This window comes from Ensifer sp. ENS10, assembly GCF_014852025.1.
In the GTDB taxonomy this organism is placed as follows: Bacteria; Pseudomonadota; Alphaproteobacteria; order Rhizobiales; family Rhizobiaceae; genus Ensifer.
The window spans coordinates 449,786-469,125 of sequence record NZ_JACVAS010000004.1; the positions used below are offsets into that span (position 1 = coordinate 449,786).

General features: G+C 62.8%; 18 protein-coding genes. 9 read left to right on the top strand and 9 right to left on the bottom strand.

The features are described 5' to 3' along the window. Positions 1–7: 7 nt before the first annotated feature. The 6 genes from IB265_RS17915 to IB265_RS17940 form a co-directional block, all read right to left on the bottom strand. Positions 8–1,120 carry a mannonate dehydratase gene (locus IB265_RS17915; RefSeq protein ID WP_057251198.1) on the bottom strand — a complete coding sequence of 371 codons (1,113 nt, stop codon included), beginning with the start codon at positions 1,118–1,120 and terminating at the stop codon, positions 8–10. A gap of 19 nt (positions 1,121–1,139) precedes the next feature. Next, positions 1,140–1,925 (bottom strand): SDR family NAD(P)-dependent oxidoreductase, encoded by a 786-nt coding sequence (locus IB265_RS17920; RefSeq protein ID WP_057251199.1) that lies wholly within the window; start codon positions 1,923–1,925, stop codon positions 1,140–1,142. 106 nt (positions 1,926–2,031) lie between these two features. Further along, positions 2,032–3,024 (bottom strand): ABC transporter permease, encoded by a 993-nt coding sequence (locus tag IB265_RS17925; RefSeq protein WP_057251200.1) that lies wholly within the window; start codon positions 3,022–3,024, stop codon positions 2,032–2,034. Beyond that, positions 3,021–4,565, bottom strand: a complete 1,545-nt coding sequence (locus IB265_RS17930) for a sugar ABC transporter ATP-binding protein (RefSeq protein ID WP_082615855.1) — start codon at positions 4,563–4,565, stop codon at positions 3,021–3,023. The genes IB265_RS17925 and IB265_RS17930 overlap by 4 nt, the downstream gene beginning before the upstream one ends. A 69-nt stretch (positions 4,566–4,634) precedes the next feature. Beyond that, complete coding sequence (locus IB265_RS17935; RefSeq protein WP_057251201.1) at positions 4,635–5,600, bottom strand: substrate-binding domain-containing protein; 966 nt, start codon at positions 5,598–5,600, stop codon at positions 4,635–4,637. 118 nt (positions 5,601–5,718) lie between these two features. Next, entirely contained in the window at positions 5,719–6,462 is a 744-nt protein-coding gene (locus IB265_RS17940) for a FadR/GntR family transcriptional regulator (protein WP_192494938.1), read from the bottom strand. Between the two features lie 213 nt (positions 6,463–6,675). Here IB265_RS17940 and uxuA point away from each other — a divergent pair, with 213 nt between their 5' ends. After that, entirely contained in the window at positions 6,676–7,866 is a 1,191-nt protein-coding gene (gene uxuA, locus IB265_RS17945; protein ID WP_192494952.1) for a mannonate dehydratase, read from the top strand. 10 nt (positions 7,867–7,876) lie between these two features. Next, complete coding sequence (locus tag IB265_RS17950; protein WP_057251204.1) at positions 7,877–8,569, top strand: RraA family protein; 693 nt, start codon at positions 7,877–7,879, stop codon at positions 8,567–8,569. Between the two features lie 30 nt (positions 8,570–8,599). Here IB265_RS17950 and IB265_RS17955 read toward each other — a convergent pair whose 3' ends face one another. Further along, on the bottom strand, positions 8,600–9,082 hold the full coding sequence (locus IB265_RS17955) for an Lrp/AsnC family transcriptional regulator (RefSeq protein ID WP_057251205.1): 483 nt from the start codon (positions 9,080–9,082) through the stop codon (positions 8,600–8,602). A gap of 103 nt (positions 9,083–9,185) precedes the next feature. Here IB265_RS17955 and IB265_RS17960 point away from each other — a divergent pair, with 103 nt between their 5' ends. The 6 genes from IB265_RS17960 to IB265_RS17985 all read left to right on the top strand — a co-directional run bounded on the left by IB265_RS17960 (position 9,186) and on the right by IB265_RS17985 (position 15,802). Beyond that, positions 9,186–10,682 carry an aminotransferase class V-fold PLP-dependent enzyme gene (locus tag IB265_RS17960; protein WP_057251206.1) on the top strand — a complete coding sequence of 499 codons (1,497 nt, stop codon included), beginning with the start codon at positions 9,186–9,188 and terminating at the stop codon, positions 10,680–10,682. Next, positions 10,675–11,550 (top strand): MBL fold metallo-hydrolase, encoded by an 876-nt coding sequence (locus tag IB265_RS17965; protein ID WP_057251207.1) that lies wholly within the window; start codon positions 10,675–10,677, stop codon positions 11,548–11,550. Before IB265_RS17960 ends, IB265_RS17965 begins: the two co-directional genes overlap by 8 nt. Positions 11,551–11,578: 28 nt before the next feature. After that, on the top strand, positions 11,579–12,340 hold the full coding sequence (locus IB265_RS17970; RefSeq protein ID WP_057251208.1) for a sulfite exporter TauE/SafE family protein: 762 nt from the start codon (positions 11,579–11,581) through the stop codon (positions 12,338–12,340). Between the two features lie 159 nt (positions 12,341–12,499). Then, the gene (locus IB265_RS17975; protein ID WP_057251209.1) at positions 12,500–13,495 is read left to right on the top strand and encodes an SLAC1 anion channel family protein; all 996 of its coding nucleotides are present in this window, start codon (positions 12,500–12,502) and stop codon (positions 13,493–13,495) included. Continuing rightward, a complete protein-coding gene (locus IB265_RS17980) occupies positions 13,495–14,454 on the top strand; it encodes a GlxA family transcriptional regulator (protein WP_057251210.1) in 960 nt (319 codons plus the stop codon). The genes IB265_RS17975 and IB265_RS17980 overlap by 1 nt, the downstream gene beginning before the upstream one ends. Positions 14,455–14,503: 49 nt before the next feature. Beyond that, the gene (locus tag IB265_RS17985) at positions 14,504–15,802 is read left to right on the top strand and encodes an amidohydrolase family protein (RefSeq protein WP_057251211.1); all 1,299 of its coding nucleotides are present in this window, start codon (positions 14,504–14,506) and stop codon (positions 15,800–15,802) included. Between the two features lie 171 nt (positions 15,803–15,973). On the opposite strand, the gene IB265_RS17990 is transcribed toward IB265_RS17985, so the two are convergent. After that, complete coding sequence (locus tag IB265_RS17990; protein WP_057251212.1) at positions 15,974–16,831, bottom strand: MurR/RpiR family transcriptional regulator; 858 nt, start codon at positions 16,829–16,831, stop codon at positions 15,974–15,976. Between the two features lie 171 nt (positions 16,832–17,002). Then, positions 17,003–18,076, bottom strand: coding sequence for a spermidine/putrescine ABC transporter substrate-binding protein (locus IB265_RS17995; protein ID WP_057251279.1), 1,074 nt, complete (start codon positions 18,074–18,076; stop codon positions 17,003–17,005). Positions 18,077–18,245: 169 nt separating this feature from the next. Here IB265_RS17995 and IB265_RS18000 point away from each other — a divergent pair, with 169 nt between their 5' ends. Continuing rightward, positions 18,246–19,340: an ABC transporter ATP-binding protein gene (locus IB265_RS18000; RefSeq protein ID WP_057251213.1), complete on the top strand. Its 1,095-nt coding sequence runs from the start codon at positions 18,246–18,248 to the stop codon at positions 19,338–19,340.

A 19,340-nucleotide genomic window follows, 5' to 3' on the forward strand; every position in this document is an offset into this window, starting at 1 on the left:
GCGTCTCCTATTCCGCTGCCACTCTCGTCGGGATCGACTGCGACGGCCCAAGCGCCTCAGCGTTTTGCACCAGCGCCTTCATGTAGCCGAGCGCAAAAGCCTTGCCGGCGTGCCAGGAGGCGCCGCAGGTCATCGCCGGCGTATGATCCGGGATCATCACGCCCTGATAGTTCTCGTCACGTAGGATGCGGATGATTTCGGCCATGTCGATATCACCCTCGTCGACGAAGGTTTCGACATAACGCGGCATCTTTCCGCGTACGTTGCGGAAATGGATGTAGCCAATGCGGCCGGAGCGGGCGAAACGGCGGACGTGCTCATAGATATCGCCGCCCGGCATCTCCTGCAGCGAGCCGAGGCAGAGCTCCAGGCCGTTCGACGGCGAGTCGACGATGGCCATCAGCCGGTCGTATTTTTCTGGCCGATTGACGAGCCGCGCAGTCCCGCGCAACTCCTCCGCCGGCGGATCATCCGGATGGGCGCCGAGCACCACACCCGCCTCCTCGGCGACCGGGACGACTTCCTTCAAGAAATGGGCAAGCCGATCCCAGAGCTCCGCCGAACTGACGGAGACCGAAGCGGCTCCCGCGACACCACGGCGGTAGCGCATGTTCCAGACCATGCCGTCGGGAATCGGCGCATCCGGGCTTGGCGCGATGCTGTTTTCGACCCCGAAGCCGACGGACTCGGCGCCACCACGGGCATAGGGGCCGCGTGTCCAGCCATAGACGCCGGCGAGCGAGAAGTTATAGCCGATGCAGGGGATGCCGGCGCGACCGGCATCGCGGATCAGCTGTTTCAGCCCCTCGATCTGCTGGGCGCGCTCAGGTCCATCGAGAAGCACGTCGAACCAAAAGCGCGGCGAGAAATTCTCGATCGCCGCGATCTCCAGGCCGCCGGCGCGCACGTCCTTCACCAGTGCCGACAGCTCCTCGTAAGTCCAGAGCCGGTCGCCGGAACAATCGCCCCAGCCGCCCTGGTCACCGCTGTCAATCTTCGGATCCTTGCCGGCGAAATAGTTGGTCAGATGCGCGACCACATGGGTCGCACCTGCCTGCTGCGCAAACTGAAAATTGTCCGGGGTGAGCTGTTCCCGGTAAAGCCCGAGGCCGATCTTCATCTTATCAATTCCTGTCTGATTACTTGACGCCGATACCGGCAGTGAGGCCGCCGTCGATGCGGAAATCCGAACCGGTGACGAAAGCGGCGCGGTCGGAGGCGAGATAGGCGACGAGTTCCGCCACCTCCTCCGGCTCACCGATGCGTCCGACCGGGTGCGCGGCGCCGAAGCGGGCGAAGGCTTCCGCCTCGCTGACGCCCTCGCCGCCATAGGTGCGGGCCGCGAGCGAGAGCAGCGGCGTGCGTACGGAGCCGGGACTGACCGAGTTTACCCGAACCTTCGCCGCCGCATGGTCCAGCGCCATGGCACGGGTCAGCGCATGGATCGCGCCCTTGGAGGCGACATAGGCCGCAACGTTCTGCTGGCAGGCATGGCCCTGCACCGAGGAAATGTTGACGATGGCGCCGCCGCCGCGCTTCATCATTTCCGGAATACCGAAGCGACCGGTCAGATAGATCGAGCCGACATTGACCGAGAGGCAGCGCGCAAAGGTCTCGGCGCTGGTATCGAGAACCGTGCCATAGGGATGAACGGCCGCCGCATTGACGATGATGTCCAGCCCGCCACGGCGCAGCACCGCTTCGCGCACCGCTGCCTCCACCTCAGCCTCGACGGAGACGTCCGTCAGCCGTGTCGACATCGGCAGGTCGCGTTCTTTGGCAATCCGATCGAAGATCTCATTGATGGCGACGTCATTGCCGCAGGCCAGCACAGTCGCCCCTGATGAAGCCAGACGGATTGCCGAGGCGAGGCCGATCCCTGAGGTGCCGGTGACCAGCGCGATTTTTCCCTTGAATTCAGTCATGATTGTCTCCGCGATGGATCGCGATGGTCTCGGGCCGCACAGACCCGAAATCACAAGCGTGATCGATTTTCTTGAGGGAGCGGGATGCGAGCACCCCGCTCCGGTCTCAACGCACCCGTTCCAGGACCTGGTTGAGAAGCACGGCGCCGAGGATGATCCCGCCGCGCACGACGTATTGCCAGTACTCGCTGACATTCATCAGCGTCATGCCGTTGGAGATGCAGCCGAGGAAAAGGACCCCGATCAGCGTGCCCCAGATACGGCCCTTGCCGCCGAAGAGTGACGTGCCGCCGATGATGACGGCCGCGATCACGTCGAGCTCCATGCCGGTTGCCGTCGTCCCGGTTCCAGCCCCAATCTGCGAGGCGATCAGCGTGCCGGACACGGCGGTCAGCGCGCCGGTGAGGCCGAGCGTCAGCGCCTTCACCTTCCAGATGTCGATGCCGGAAAGGCGTGCGGCCTCCATATTGCCGCCGACGGCATAAACCTCGCGGCCGAAGCTCGTGTACTTCATCAGGAAGTGCATGCCGGCAAAGGTCAGCGCGAAGATATAGACCGGGAACGGAATGCCGAAGAGATAGCCGCCGCCGAGGAAATCGAAGCCCAGCGGGAAGGACGACATCGGGAAGCCGCCGGTGATCAGGTTGGCGACACCGCGCAGCGCCGCGAAAAGCGCGAGCGTGGTGATGAAGGTCGGCACGTTGAACCATTGCCGGAAGCGACCGGTGAGGTAGCCGAGCGTGAAGCCGAGTAACAGCGCCACGCCAAAACCGACCGTGACCGCACCCCAGTCGCCGAAGACACCGGCGAAGCGGTCGGCGAACCAGGCGACGATGCAGCCGGCGAGCGCGGCACCGGCTCCGACCGAAAGGTCGATTTCGCCGCTGATGATCACGGCGGTCATGCCGAAGGCGATGATGCCGAGCATCGAGACCGTGCGCAGCACGTTCAGCACATTGCCGGTAGAGGCGAAGCCGGGCGCGACCAGGATCAGAAAGATCACCAGCGCCGCGAGAATGATCTCCATCGGGTAGGTTTTGAGGAACTTGAGCGGCGTGTTCTGGCCACCAGCTTCGGTCGTTTGGCTCACAAGTGTCATTGCTTGGCCCCTTCCATGCACAGGCCGTAAAGTTCGGTAAGGTCGGTTTTCGTCGGATCCACCTCGGCGACGACAGCGCCGTGGTGCATGACGAGGATGCGGTCGGCGACTTCCAGCACTTCCTCGAGTTCCGTCGAGACGAAGAGGCTGGCGAGACCGTCAGCCGCCTGCTGCCAGATGATGTCGAAGATCTGCCGCTTGGCCTGGACATCGACGCCGCGGCTCGGCTCGTCGAAGAACATCACCGAGGGCTGCCGGTTCAGCCATTTGCCGATCACCACCTTCTGCTGGTTGCCGCCTGACAGCGACGACACCGGCAGTTCCGGATCGCCGCACTTGATGTGCAGATCGGCAATCTGACGGCGGACATGCGGCTGCTCGCGCCGGCGCGAGATGAAGCCGTTGCGTGAAATCGGCCCGAGGCTCGCCATGCAGAGATTGTCCGCCGTCGAGAGCGACTGCACGAGGCCGACCTCCTTGCGGTTTTCCGGCGTATAGCCGAGCCCGGCCTTGCGCATGTCGCGCGGGCTGGCACCGGTCATGTCGCGACCGTCGAACGTGACCGAACCGCCGTCGATCCGGTCGGCCCCAAAAATCGCCCGCATGAGCTCGGTGCGGCCGGCACCAAGCAGACCGGCGATGCCGAGGATCTCGCCGGGATAGAGATCGAAGGAGACATCCTGAAAATGTCCGGCCCGACTGAGATTGCGGACCTCGAGCACGGGTTTGGCGCGGTCAAGCGTTCGCCGCGGCGGACGTGTGGCGCGCGCCGCATCGCCGAACATCATGCCGACAATCGCGGAAGGCGTCGTCTCCTTCATCGCAACGGAACCGATATAGTGGCCGTCGCGGATCACCGTGCAAGTATCGGCGATTTCGAAGAGTTCGCTCATGCGGTGGGTGATGTAGATCATCGTCACGCCACGGGCGCGCAGCCGCTCGATCAGCGCGAAGAGCTGCTTGACCTCGCGGGAAGCGAGCGCCGAGGTCGGCTCGTCCAGAAGCAGGATAGACGGGTTGAAGGACATTGCCTTGACGATCTCGACCACCTGCTGCTGGCCGACGCTGAGTGCGGAGACCGGTTGGCGGGAATCGATCGCAAGCCCCATGTCGGCGAGCAGTTCGCCGGCGCGCCGGTGCAGGCCGGCCCAGTCGACGACGCTAAAGCCGGCGCGGCGGCGGTGCGGCAGCCGACCGAGAAAGATGTTCTCGCCGACAGAGAGCTCCGGCACCAGCGAGAGCTCCTGGTGGACGGTGACGATGCCGGCGGCAAAGGCATCATGCGGCGATGTGAAATGGCGGTCCTCGCCATTGACGCTGATCGTGCCGGATGTCGGCTCGGTCACGCCGGCGAGAAGCTTGACAAGCGTCGACTTGCCCGAGCCGTTCTTGCCCATGAGGGCATGCACCTGGCCGGGTGCGAAGCTGTGGGTGAATTCGGAGAGGGCTACAGTCGGGCCGTAACGCTTGGTCACGGTCCGAAAGTCCAGCCGTCCCTGCACCCCTTGCAACGCGGCTGACCTTGGCTGCGGATAACTCATGCGGATTTCCTGCTGTCGGCGGCGAAGGAGCGGCGGGCGATGCCCGCCGCTCGGTTCACTCTTAGGCTCTTACTTCAGGGCCTTCAGGCCTTCCTTGTAGGCAGCGACCCCTTCAGCGTTGACGCGTGTCAGAGGCAGAACGGGCACGTTGACCTTGGTCTCGATCTTTTTGCCGTCGAGCAGGTTCTGCGCGGCTTCGATTGCCTGCTTGCCGACCTCGAGCGGCTGCTGCGCCGTCGTCGCCTGCAGCACGTTGTCGGAGTTTAAGAGCATATTGGCGAGTTGCTCGGAACCGTCGGTGCCGAAGACGAAGACCTTGCCTTCAAGGCCCGCCTTCTTGACCGCCTGCACTGCACCGATCGTGCCGCCTTCGTTGGCAGCATAGATCACCCGGATATCGGGATTGGCCGTCAGCATGTCGCTTGCGACGGCGAGTGCCTTTTCGGCGAGCCAGGCGTCCTGTTGCGCGACGATGTCCACCTGATCCTTGACGACACTCAGGAAACCATCGACGCGGGCATTCGACTGTTCGGGAAGCAGCGCCTTGAAGGCGAGCGTGCCGATCTTGACCTTCTCGCCGTTGCCGAGCGTCTTCAAGAAATCGGTCGCGGCCTTGCCAGTGCCGATGCCGATATCGCGGTCCGAGCTCGTCACCGTCGCCTGGGCGACGTCGCCATTGGCCGAGGTGCCGTAGGTGACGACCGTGATGCCGGCGTCACGCGCTTTCTTCAGAGCCGGCACCGAAGCGTCGGCCGAAAGCGGCGCGACGACGATCGAGTTCACGCCGCGGGCGATGTAGGTGTCGATGAGCTGAGCTTCCTTCTCCAGCTTGCTGTCGCTGTTGCCGGCGAGCAGTTCGTCGCCGGCGGCTTCGGCCGCCTTTTCCATCCCGATCTGGATGCCGCGGAAATACTGGTCCTGCTGAAAGACGATGCCGGCGATCGCCTTGCCGCCGGCATGTGCCGCACCCGGCGCAAGGCTGACGGTGGCAAGCAATGCTGCAAGCGCCAGAATGTGACGTTTCGAATTGTTCATGTCGGTTCTCCTCCCAAGTGCCCTGTTCGTGCCGCCGGACCAACGGGCGAGTGGATCCGGCAAACGGATGCCAGCACCGCCCATTTGGGGAGCGGTCCAGGCGAAAATCTCTATGTGCTCATCGCGACGGCTGGCCGCCGGGCGCGGCATCGACGAAGCGGATGCCGAACTCCAGGTGGCGGCTCATCAGGTAGACGTAGGCGATGCGGTCGCGGGCCCTCAGCGCCCTGATGATCTCGGCATGGGCCTCGAAAGTCGCCGCATGCACCGGGCGCTCCGCCTTGCCGAGCCGCATGACCTCCTCGATCACCGAGCGCAGCATGTGGTAGGCGGCGACCGTCGTGCGATTGCCGGATAGCTCCACGATCGCCTGATGGAACTGGTAGTCGCACTGCGCCGCTTCCTCGACGCTGTCCGCTTCTAGGATCCGCGCGTTGATCGCATCCAGCCGGTCGAAATCGGCGTCAGCAGCCGTCAGGATGATGTGCTCGCCGACACCCGTCTCGATGATGCGGCGGAAGCCCTGCAGGTCGCGGAAAGAGTCCGGCGAGATGCCGTTGTGAAAAGCAAAGAGCCGGCGGATCGCCTCGCCGTGGCCGCCGCTGATAACGGCGCCGACCTTCGGTCGCGTCTCGACCATGCCATAGGCGCGCAGCACCTGCAGCGCCTCGCGCACCGTGTTGCGCCCGGCCTGGAATTGTTCGCCAAGATCGCGCTCGGTCGGAAGCGCATCGCCGATACCGAGACCGCGCTCGGAGATCATGTCGCGGATCTGCTCGACCAGCCGGTCCACGGCCGAGGTCTTGCCCGGCTCGACGGCCTCCACACCCGACAACGCCTCTTCCCGTACGGAACTGCTCACTGACTGCCCTCCCTGCAATGCCTTATTTGTTGGTCCAGATTTGCCAATGCGTCAAGAAGAAATCGCAGAGCCATATCAATTTTCGCGTTATTTCGGTGATATCGAGCTATTTTTGCTCATTTTGGGCTTGAATTGTTGGGCCAGGCGGACATTAATGCCGGACGTGGTCCAACAATAGGGATCCGACGCGGCGAGGAGATCTGCATGAGACTGATGGAAGAGTGCTTTCGCTGGTACGGTCCGAATGACCCCGTGCCGCTCGGTCATATCCGGCAGGCCGGGGCAACGGGGATCGTCTCGGCGCTGCACCACATCTATGATGGCTCCCCCTGGCCGGATGAGGCGATCCTCGCCCACAAGGCGCTGATCGAGGCCGCCGGCATGCGCTGGAGCGTCGTCGAGAGCATTCCGGTCCACAATTCGATCAAGCTCGCGACACCAGAGAGCGCCCGCTATATCGGCTGGTACAAGGATACGCTGCGGGCGCTTGCGCGCGCCGGCATCACCACCGTCTGCTACAACTTCATGCCGGTGGTCGACTGGACGCGCACCGACCTGATGCAGCCGCTTGCACATGGCGGTTACGCACTGCGCTACGATGCCATCGACTTTGCCGCCTACGACCTCTTCGTCCTGCAGCGGCCGCGCGTCGAGGAAAGCTATTCCGAGCGCCAGATCTTCGTCGCCCGCCAGCGTTTCGACCAGATGGACGCGGCAAAGATCGACCGGATCGAGCGCAACCTCATCGCCGGCCTGCCGGCGACCGAACGCCAGTACGACCGGTCGAGCTTTCTGGCCGCCCTTGCCGAATACGACGGCGTGACGGCCGATCACTTGCACGCCAATCTGGCGCGTTTCCTCAGAGAAATCGTGCCGGTCGCCGAAGAGGTCGGTATCCGGCTTTGCATCCACCCCGATGATCCGGCCTTTTCGCTCTATGGCCTGCCGCGCATCGTTTCGACGGCCGCGGATGTAAGGCGCATCCTCGCCGCCGTCGACAGCCAAGCCAACGGCATCACCTTCTGCACCGGATCCTATGGCACGCGCACCGACAATGATCTGCCAGCCATGGTTCGTGAATTCGGCCCACGCATTCACTTTGCCCACCTTCGCAATGTCCAGCGGGAGGAGGACGGCTCCTTCTACGAGGCCGATCATCTCGGCGGATCGAGCGACATGCCGGCAGTGATCCTTGCGCTGATGCAGGAACAGGAGCGTCGGCTACAGGAAGGCCGCGCCGACTGGCAAATCCCGCTTCGCCCGGATCACGGGCACCTCCTGGCCGACGACATCGGCAAGGAGCGGATCAACCCCGGCTATTCGCTGATCGGCCGGTTGAAGGGCCTCGCGGAAATCAGAGGCGTGATGCAGGGCATCGCTACCGCCATGGCACACATGGCTTGAGGGAAGAGAAATGACACGTTTTGAAGACGATACCGAACTGTTTACCGCCATGCGCAGCCGTCTGTTCACGGCCGTGGTCGGCGACATCCTCGACACGATGGGGCTGCAACACCAGTTCCTGCCGCCGCAGATCCGGGCGCTCCGCGACGACATGGTCGCCGTCGGGCGGGCGATGCCCGTACTCGAAGCCGATTTCTTCGCAACCGCCGAGGCGAGCGGCCATTCGGAATTCAGCTCGAAACCGTTCGGCCTGATGTTCCACGCGCTCGATAGCCTGAAACCCAACGAGATCTATGTCTGTTCCGGCTCCTCGCCACGTTACGCCGTCTGGGGCGAGCTGATGTCGACCCGTGCAATGAAACTAAAAGCCGCCGGCGCGATCTGCGACGGCTATTGCCGCGACAGCGCCGGCATTCTTGCGCTCGATTTTCCGACTTTCTGCTACGGATCCTATGCGCAGGACCAGGGGCCGCGCGGCAAGGTCGTCGACTACGGTATCCCGATCGAGATCGGCGGCATCCGCATCCGGCCGGGCGATATCCTCTTCGGCGACCGTGACGGCGTGCTCGTCATCCCGCGCGAGGCGGAACGGGAAGCAATCGCGCTGGCGCTGGAAAAGGCCGAAACCGAAAGCAAGGTGCGCCTCGCGATCGAGGCCGGCATGAGCACGGTCGAGGCCTTCGAGCGCTTCGGCGTGATGTGACCACAAAATGGGGCGCCGGAGCCCGGCGCCTTACTTCAACCGGCTGAGATCCACCGGGCGATTGTTGATGATCGCCTCCATGGAAAAGAAGCCCGTGACCGTGGCGAGATCGAAGTTGGTGATGAGCTTCTGATAAAAGGCGTCGTAGCCGCCCATGCCCCGGGTCACCACCTTGATTAGATAGTCCCAGTCCCCGCCGATCCTGTAGAAGTCGATCACTTCCGGCAGTCGCTCGACATGCTGCCGGAAGCCGTCGCTCCATTCCTTGGAGTGATGGCGTGTGCGGATCATCACGATCACCGTCAGATCCAGGCCCAGAGCACTGAGATCGATGTCGCAGTGCGAACCCCGGATCATGCCGATCGACTGCAGACGCTGAAGGCGCCGCCAGCAGGCATTTTGCGATAACCCGACCCGCTCGGCCAACTCACGCTGCGAGAGGCTCGAATCCTTTTGCAGCAACGTCATGATCTTCAGATCAAAACTATCTATTTTTGATGATTCTTCGATCATTTGACACAATACAGCGCGACTGGCGCAGGAAGATAGGTGAATTTTTTGACCATGAAGGGGAATATAATCGCTGTCAATGTTCGCTCCAAGGGAGGTCAGCGAGATGATCGTTCCAACAGTTCACCGCCACTCCTGTGAGGAGCTTAGCCCGCTTGCCAAGTTCCGCCAGGCTTTGAACCGCCCGGGCGTGATTGCCGATCTTCGCGACGATCTCGTCGGCGCGAAGGCGCAGATCGTCGGCCCATACGGCACGAAGCCGCTCGTCTATGCTGACTATGTCGCTTCCGGCCGGGCACTGCGGGTGATCGAAAGCTTCGTGCTCGACGAAGTCCTGCCCTATTACGCCAACAGCCACACGGAAGCCTCCTATTGCGGCGGCTTCATGACCCGGTTGCGGCGGGAAGCGCGCGCGCTGATCGGCGAATTCTGTGGCGCGACTGCCGACCACGCCGTGATTTTCACAGGTTCCGGCGCCACTTCGGGCATCAACCGGTTGGTCAAGCTGTTCGGCGTCACCGCGGCGGCTGAGGCGGGCAAACAGGTCCGCGTCATCATCGGCCCCTATGAGCACCACTCCAACATCCTTCCCTGGCGCGAAAGCGGCGCCGAGATCGTGGAAATCGCCGAATGCCAGGCGGGCGGTCCGGATCTTGGCCAACTTGCCCAAGCGCTAAACGCCGGTTCACGGGACCTGACGGTCTGCACGCTCTCTGCCGGTTCGAACATCACCGGCATCACCAGCGACGTCGCGGCGATCACCCGGATGGTCAAGGCGGCCGGCGCGAAGATGATCTGGGACTATGCAGGCGCCGGTCCTTACGTTCCGATTTCCATGTCGCCTGCCGGTTTCGAGATCGACGCCATTGTCGTCTCGCCGCACAAGTTCATCGGCGGTCCGGGCGCCTCCGGCATCCTGATCGTTCGCCGCGACCGCGTCGTGACCGACAAACCGACCTGGCCGGGTGGCGGCACCGTGAAGTTCGTTTCGCCTGATACCCACGACTACAGCGGCAATCTCGAAGCACGCGAAGAAGCGGGAACACCGAATGTCGTCGGCGACATCCGCGCAGCCCTCGCCTTCATCGTCAAGCATGCGATCGGTCTTGAAGAAATGGAAAGGCGCAACCGCGCGCTGGCCCAACAGGCCCTTGCCGCCTGGAAGACCGTCCCGCAGCTGGAGCTGCTCGGCCTTAAGGAACCGGATCGCCTGCCGATCTTCTCCTTCCGCATCAGGAACGGCAAGGGCGGCTATGTCCACCAGCAGCTCGTTACTCGCATGCTCAGCGATCGCTTCGGCATCCAGGCACGCGGCGGCTGCGCCTGTGCCGGGCCCTACGTACACCGGCTGCTGTCGATCGATGCCGAACACTCCGAACAGATCCGACAGGCGATCCTCGCCGGCGAAGAGATCGAGAAGCCCGGGTTCACACGGCTGAACTTCAGCGTCCTGCTTTCGGACGAAAAGGTGAAGTTCATCCTCGATTGCGTCGCCCAGCTGGCGGCGGACGCGCCCACCTTCGAAGCCGATTACGATTTTGACCCCGCTCGCGCAATCTTCTTCCCGTGCGCAACGGCTGAAGAGGCGCTCGCCTATGCATAAGCCCGATGTGACCGGCTTTTACGACGTCCGCACCGGCAGCATCCAGTATGTTGTTGCCGATCCGGCGACGGGCAAATGCGCGATCATCGACCCGGTGCTCGATTTCGACGAGAAGTCGGGCTCGACCGCCACGCGGAATGCCGACGCGATCCTCGACCATGTCGCGGCCAAAGGCCTGACCGTCGAATGGATCCTCGACACCCACCCTCATGCCGACCATTTCTCGGCGGCGCGCTATCTCAAGGCCCGGACGGGAGCGCCGACGGCGATCGGCGAACACGTGAAGGGCGTGCAGGGGATCTGGAAAGCGATCTATAACTGGCCGGATTTCGCCTGCGACGGTTCGCAATGGGACCGGCTGTTTACTGACGGCGAGACGTTCCGGATCGGCGAGCTCAAGGCTCGCGTCCTGCATTCGCCCGGCCACACACTCGCGTCCATCAGCTATGTGATCGGCGACGCAGCCTTCATTCACGACACGCTGTTCATGCCCGATAGCGGCTCGGCCCGCGCCGATTTCCCGGGGGGCAGCGCTGCCGACCTCTGGCGTTCGATCCAGGCGATCCTGGCACTGCCGGATGAGACTCGGCTGTTCACCGGCCACGATTATTGCCCGGGCGGCCGCAAGGCGCGCTGGGAAAGCACGGTCGCCGAGCAGAAGTCCAAAAACCCCCATGTCGCCGGCAAGTCCGAGGCCGATTTCGTCGGCTTGCGCGAGGCGCGCGACCGTACCTTGCCGATGCCGAAACTCATTCTGCATGCGCTGCAGGTGAATGTCCGCGGCGGCGAGCTCCCGGCCACCGAAGACAATGGCCGGCGCTACCTGAAAATCCCGCTCGACGCCCTTCCCGGTTCGGTCTGGGGGTAGAGGCATCGTGGCGGATCCTTTCCAGCAAATGCTGCTCGCGATCGGCTCCGGCTCGCTCACCGGCTTCACGCTCGGCCTGATCGGTGGCGGCGGCTCGATCCTGGCAACCCCGCTCCTCATCTATGTGGTCGGCATTCGCGACGTGCATACGGCGCTCGGCACCGGAGCGCTCGCCGTTTCCGCAAACGCCTATCTCAACCTCATCAGCCATGCGCTTCGCGGCCACCTCTGGTGGCGGTGCGCTCTGATTTTCACGGTGGCCGGCTCGCTCGGCGCCTATCTTGGCTCCAGCCTCGGCAAACTGGTCGACGGCCAGCGCCTGCTGTTCCTGTTCGGGCTGGTGATGATGTTCGTCAGCTTCGCCATGAAAAAGGTAAAGTGCGACACGGCGGCCACGCCGCAATCGCTTTCGATCGGGACGCACGGCAAGACCGGAGTGACGGCGCTTTTGACCGGTACCTGCTCCGGTTTCTTCGGCATCGGCGGCGGTTTCCTGATCGTCCCCGGCCTCCTGCTTGCAACCGGCATGCCGCTCATCAATGCGGTCGGCACGTCGTTGCTTGCCGTCGGCACCTTCGGCCTGACGACCGCGATCAACTACGCTTCCTCGGGTTTGGTGGACTGGCGCATCGCCGGCTACTTCATCGCCGGCGGCATTTTGGGCGGAATCGTCGGCACCTTCGTCTCCACCCGGCTTGCGACCCAGCGCGATACGCTGACGCAGATTTTCCGCGCCATCATCTTTTCCGTCAGCCTCTATGTTCTCTGGCGCAGCTACGGGGCACCGTGACCCGGCCGCGGTGGTCGGCAACCGACCTGGCGGCGATACTGAGCGGTCCTTGGCCGGAAACATACGCAGCCAGTCCGAAATCGTACTGTTTGCATCATTCAAGACAAAGGTGTAGCGTGTTTTAATCCTGTCAGCACTCTTTCGGACAGGAACAAGCCAATGACCGTTCAATCCATAGATCTCTCGAACAGCACGCCGCTGACCAAGCGGTCGATCTCGCAGCTTCCGATCAACCTGTTCGCATCGGTAATGGGCATCACGGGCCTGAGCCTCGCCTGGCGCGAAGCCACCAGGACGATCGGACTGCCGGCCCTTCCCGGGGAATATGTCGGCTGGCTCGGTACCTCGATCTTTCTGAGCCTTGCCCTGGGCTATGCCATCAAATGGCGCCGGTACCCTGGCTTGGTCGCCGCTGAATTCGCCCATCCGGTTCAAAGCAACTTCTTTGCGACCGTCGCAATCGGCCTGCTTCTGCAGTCTGCCTTTCTGAACCTTTACAGCCCGCTGCTGTCAGAGGTCGTCTGGACCATCGCGTCTGCGCTGACCTTCGCCCTCGCCTATGTCGTCGCCAGAGGCTTCCTCGGCCGGCAGCAGTCGCGCGATACCACCCTGCCGCCGCTACTCATCCCCGGCGTCGCCACCCTTGATATCGCCGTTACCGGCCACGCCATGCCGTTCTCCTGGGCGCATGAAGTCAATATGCTTGCCTTTTCGGTCGGCAGCGTCATCGCCGCGGTCTTTATCGCGCTCATCTTCTCGCGGTTGCGCCACGAAGATCCGCTTCCGGCGCTGGCTCGGCCGTCCCTCATGGTTCTCGTCGCCCCCTTTGCCGTCGGCTTCCTCGCCTATACTAACGTCACGGGTTCGGTCGATCTCTTCGCCACGGTCCTGTTCTACTTTGCCCTGTTTCTCATGCTCGTCCTGTCGCCGATGGTGTTCCGCTCCCATGTTCCCTTTAGCGTCACCTGGTGGGCCATCAGCTTTCCGCTTGCTGCCCTGTCGATCGCCTTCTTCCGGTATGCCGCTTCTGCCGGGAGCGCTATCCTGACCGGCCTGGCGGGACTGTTCTTCCTGTTTCTGGCCGGCGCCATCGCTGTCGTCTTCTATCGTACGGTCAGCATCGTCCTGACCGGCAGATTGTTCGAGGTTCGTTAATGGCCGTTCACAAGATCGCCATCGTCGCCATGCAGGGCGTGCAGCTTCTCGACGTCATCGGGCCCTCGGACGTGTTTGCGGAGGCCAACCGTCAGAGCGGCACCGACCATTATTCCGTGGAGGTCGTCAGCGCGTCCGGCAGTCCGGTGCGCGGATCTTCCGGGTTGACGCTGCTGCCGGATCGGTCGCTGGAGGAAGGTTTTTCCGACATCGATACGTTGCTTGTGGCCGGGGATCCGCTCATTCATGAACGGCCACTGCCGGCATCGCTTCTCGCCTGGGTGAAGGAAGCATCGGCTCGCGCCAGCCGTTTCGGATCGGTGTGCTCCGGCGCCTTCGTGCTCGGCGAGGCGGGCCTCTTAAACGGCAGGCGGGCGACGACGCATTGGTCGCAAGCGGCGGAATTCGGCAAGCGCTTCCCGGAGGTGAAACTCGAGCCCAACCGCATTTTCACCAAGGACGGCAACGTCTGGACCTCAGCCGGCGTAACGGCCGGCATCGACCTGGCGCTTGCCATCGTCGAGAAGGATCTCGGCCTGGACATCGCTTTGAAGGTCGCGCGTGAACTCGTTGTCTTTCTCAAGCGGCCCGGAGGCCAGACCCAGTTCAGCACCCTTCTCGCCGGCCAGCTTGCACAGAAGACACCCATTCGTGCGGCTCAGGATTTTATTGCCGACAATCTCTCTGCCGACCTCAGCGTCGCAGCGGTTGCCCGGCGCGTCGGCATGAGCGAGCGAAACTTCTCCAGGCAGTTCAAACAGGAGGTGGGCATGACGCCCGCCGACTATGTGGAGAGCATGCGGCTGGAGGCGGGGCGCAGGCTTGCCGAAGACACCGGCATTCCACTCAAAAAGATTGCCACGGATATCGGCTTCCATGACGATATCGCCTTCCGTCGTTCCTTCGTTCGTCGATTCGGCACGTCGCCGGCCGCCTATCGCAAGAGCTTCGGATCGTAGGCATGCCAGCTTGGTCCACAAGCGGCGCTGACATCTGGAGAAGCCAGCCATGTTCGACCTGATCATCCGCAACGCCAACCTTCCGGACGGACGCCAGGGCATTGATGTCGGTGTTGTGGGCGGAAAGATCGCCGCAATCGAGCCGGACCTTGCCGCGACCGCAGGCGAAGAGATCGACGCCACCGGCCGGTTGCTGAGCCCACCCTTCTGCGATCCGCATTTCCACATGGACGCAACGCTGTCGCTCGGCCTGCCACGGATGAACGTCTCCGGCACCCTGCTTGAGGGCATCGCGCTCTGGGGCGAGTTGCGCCCAACCTTGACCAAGGAGGCGCTGGTCGAGCGGGCGCTGCGTTATTGCGATCTCGCCGTCAGCCAGGGGCTTCTCGCCATCCGCAGCCATGTGGACACGTCGGATCCTCGGCTGGTCACGGCCGAAGCGCTGCTCGAGGTCAGGCAGAAGGTCGCGCCCTATATCGACCTGCAGCTCGTTGCCTTCCCGCAGGATGGCTACTACCGCGCGCCCGATGGCGTCGCATCGCTTGAGCGTGCGCTCGACATGGGCGTCGATATCGTCGGCGGCATTCCCCATTTTGAGCGGACGATGGAGGATGGCGCACGCTCGGTGGAGGCGCTCTGCCGCATCGCTGCCGAGCGCGGCCTGCCCGTCGACATGCATTGCGACGAGACCGATGACCCGCTGTCGCGCCACATCGAGACGCTGGCGGCCGAGACCGTGCGCTTCGGATTGCAGGGACGCGTTGCGGGCTCGCATCTCACTTCGATGCACTCGATGGACAACTACTATGTTTCCAAGCTCATCCCGCTGATGGTGGAAGCGAAGATCAACGTGATCCCCAATCCGCTGATCAACATCATGCTGCAGGGGCGCCACGACAGCTATCCCAAACGCCGCGGCATGACACGAGTGAAGGAGTTGATGGCGGCGGGGCTCAACGTCGCCTTCGGGCACGATTGCGTCATGGATCCCTGGTACTCGATGGGGTCGGGCGACATGCTGGAAGTCGCCCATATGGCTGTTCACGTGACGCAGATGGGCGGCATCGAGGACAAGCGCAGGATCTTCGACGCGATCACCGTGAACTCGGCGAAAACCATGGGCCTTGAGGGCTATGGGCTGGAGGTGGGCTTCAAGGCCGATCTGGTCCTCTTGCAGGCGGCCGATGTCAGCGAGGCCCTGCGGCTGAAGCCAAACCGGTTGTTCGTGATCAAGGCTGGCAAGGTCATCGCCCGGACGGCGCCGCGCATCGGTGAGCTCTTTCTCGATGGGCGCCCGACATCGATCGATATTGCGCGGGATTACATCCCGCAGGCGACCCAGGGCTGAACGGAGACTTCGAATTTTGGACGCGATTCCGGACAGAAAACCGCTGCACACTTTTCCTGGTATCGCTGCCTAGAGCATCCTGCCCTCAAGTGGAATCATTTGAGGCAGAAAGATGCTCTAGAATCAAAGTGCTAGAGCGTCCTTTGTGCGTTCAAACGAACGCACGGCGCTCTAGTCCTCGAAATCGCCGAAGATGTTCTGCAGCCGGGTCAGCTGGGCGACGCGCTCACCGACATCATCGCCGAGCACGACAATGATGTTGCTCAAGAGCAGGTCCATGACCGCGACGGTTGTCGCCGCCCCGTCCCACAGCGGACCGTGCGACCCGGGCACAATGAGGCAGATATCGGAGACCTCAGGTGCCCAGGGGCAGAACTCGTCGGTATAGAGGATGACCTTGACGCCGGCGCGGCGGGCTTCCTCGGCAAGCGGCCGCGCCTTGGCGGCGAAACGGCGCACATCGTGCAGGAACAGCACACGCCCCTCGACCGAGCCATCGAGCAGCTCGGCATAGGTGCCGTTGAGGCCGTCGACGAACTGCACGCGCGGCCGGGTATAGGACAGTTGGCTGGCGAAATATTGCGCGATGCCGCGAACGTTCTGATAGGCGGCGACATAGACTTCGCTCGCAGCAATCAGGGCGTCGATCGTCTGCTGCCATTCCGGCGCGGTCGTCAGCTCGTAGATCATGCCGAGATTGTCGACCTGCTGCTGGATCAGGCCGGCAAGCAGCTTGCCTTCGCGGTTATCCTCCCGCAACCGGCCGACAGAGCCCTTGACCTGCCAGGCGGGATTGTTGGAGCCGTCACGCCTGAGCTCGTGCTTCAGCTGGTCGAGGCCATCGAAGCCTAAACGCCGGAGATAGCGCCCGACGGTCATCGGCGAGACCTCGAGGCGGGTCGCGATCGAGCGCGCCGTTTCGAAGGGGATCTCGGCGAGGTTGCGCTCGATGTAGTTGGCGATGAGCTTGTCCGACTTCGAGCGTCTCATCTCGTCGCTGCGCAGCAGCTTCAGGATGCGCGGTGCCACGTCCCCTCCCATTCTACAGCGCCACCGGTCTTATCAGACGGAAAAAGGTCGCTGCAGCACTTTGAATTGCTGCATGTTTATCCTCAGCCACGAGGTAAGGAAACACGCAAGTCTGCCGAAGCGGATGCCGGGTAACAAACCCGCATCCGCTCCTGTCATCGCATCGCGTGTTTATTCCGCCGTCTTCACCTTCGTCCAGACCCGGTCGAGCTGGCGCACGCCGGGGCCGAGGTCTTCGAAGATTTGCAGCTTCTGCATGGTTTCCGGCGGCGGGTTGATTTCCTTGCTGTTCTTGATCTGCTCGGGGGTCAATTGCCGCGCCGGCACGTTGGCCGTCCCGTTGGTCTGCTGTTCAATATTGAGCGCCGCGACGTCCGGGCGCGTATAGAACTGCAGGAACTTGACCGCGTTGTCCTTGTTGGGGGCCGACTTCAGGACGCAGATATCCTCCTGGTACATCGTCGCCCCTTCCTCCGGGATCACGTAACCGAGATCCTTGGGGTTGGCGAAGACATCGACCATCGAGCCGACGAAGAAGTGACCAGCCGCGACATCGCCGGCGGCGACCATCGGGCGGGTGTCATAGGTAAAGGCGGCAACGTCGGGCTTCATCGCGATGATCGTATCGGCAGCCTGCTGCAATTCCGCCGGGTCGGTGGAATTGACCTTGTGACCGTTGAGGATCAGACCCACCGAAAGCACCTCGCGCATGTCGTCGAGCAGCGTGAACTTCAGCCCTTTCGCCTTCACCGTCTCGATCAGGTCGCGCCAGCCGGTCACGTCCTTGCCGAGAAGTTTTCTGTTGTAGAGGATGCCGACCGAGCCGAAGGCGTAAGGGAGGCAATACTCGCCCTTCGGATCGCTCTTGGCCCGAAGGAAGGTCGGGTCGATATTCTTGAAGCCCTCGTAGTCGTTGATGTCCGTCTTTTCGAGCAGGTCGAGCTTGGCCATAATGTCCTGCATGTGGACCGACGGGAAGACGATGTCGTAACCCGTGGCCCCACCCTGGATCTTCGCCAGCATCTCCTCGTTCGAGGAATAGGTGGAGAGGTTGACCTTGATCTGGGTCTCTTCCTCGAACTTCTTGAGGACAGCCGGATTGATGTATTCGCCCCAGTTGTAGATGTTGAGCTCGGCCGCTTCGGCGGTGCCGAACAGAGCGGAAAGTGTCGTCAGCAAAACGGCCACGCCACGTGCGCGGGTGGCGAAAGGCCTCTTGCCTTCACACGTCACCCCATTCGTCATTGTCATCATCATTCTCCTCTGATGGTCATGGCCGTTCGGCCCCTCTACGGCCCTTGCCGGCCGCTTCCGGATCACGGCTTCTGGTGGCCGTTGACTCCGATAGGCAAATGGTATCCATATATCGGAAACGCACAAGCGTTATTTGCATAACATTTTGGGGAACAGAAGTATGCAGAATTCCATCGTCCGGCTGGTGGAGGCGAGCAAGGCCTTCACCACTCCGGAAGGCGGCATCGTGACCGCTCTCGACAGCATCGATCTCGACGTCCGCCGCAACGAATTCCTGACCTTGCTCGGGCCTTCCGGCTGCGGCAAGACCACCCTGCTGCAGGCGATCAGCGGTTTCGTCGAACTCGACGGCGGCTCGATCCTCATCGACGGCGAGGACATCACCGACCGGCCGCCCTACCGCCGCCCGGTCAACACGGTCTTCCAGAACTATGCGCTGTTTCCGCACATGACGGTCGGCGAAAACGTCGCCTATTCGCTGGAAGTCGCGGGCGTCGCCAAGCCGGCGCGCCGTGAAAAGGTCTCCGCCGCCTTGAAGATGGTAGGACTGGAAGGTATGGAAGGCCGCAGGCCGCGCCAGCTCTCCGGCGGCCAGCAACAGCGTGTGGCGCTGGCCCGCGCCATCATCGCCCGGCCGAAACTCTTGCTGCTCGACGAACCGCTGTCGGCGCTCGACAAGAACCTGCGTCAGGCGATGCAGATCGAACTGAAGACGCTGCAGAACGAGCTCGGCATCTCCTTCATCTTCGTCACCCACGACCAGCAGGAAGCGCTGACGATGTCGGATCGCGTCGCCGTGCTCTCCGGTGGCCGCATCCAGCAGCTCGATACGCCGCGCGCCATCTACGACCACCCGGTCAACACCTTCGTCGCCACCTTCATCGGCGCCAGCAACCTGTTCGAGGGCACGCTCGACGGCGACCGGCTGATGACGGCGGATGGCATGGCGATCCGCCACCAGCCCTGCGACAAGAAAATTTCGACCAAAGCGACGGCATTGATCCGGCCGGAACAGTTCTTCCTTGCGGAGGAAAACGCCCCCTTTCCGACGATCGACGTCGATCTCGACCAGATCGTTTTTGTCGGCTCCACCTTCGAGCTGTTCGGCCGCACTGCCGAGGGACGCAAGGTGATTGCGGAAGTTCCCGCCAATCGGCGCAATCTCGTCGGCACGGTCGAACGGACACGCAAGGCGCGGCTTGCCTATGACCCTGCTGCCGTGCACTTCATCGGTGCCAATGCCGGGGGTGCGTGA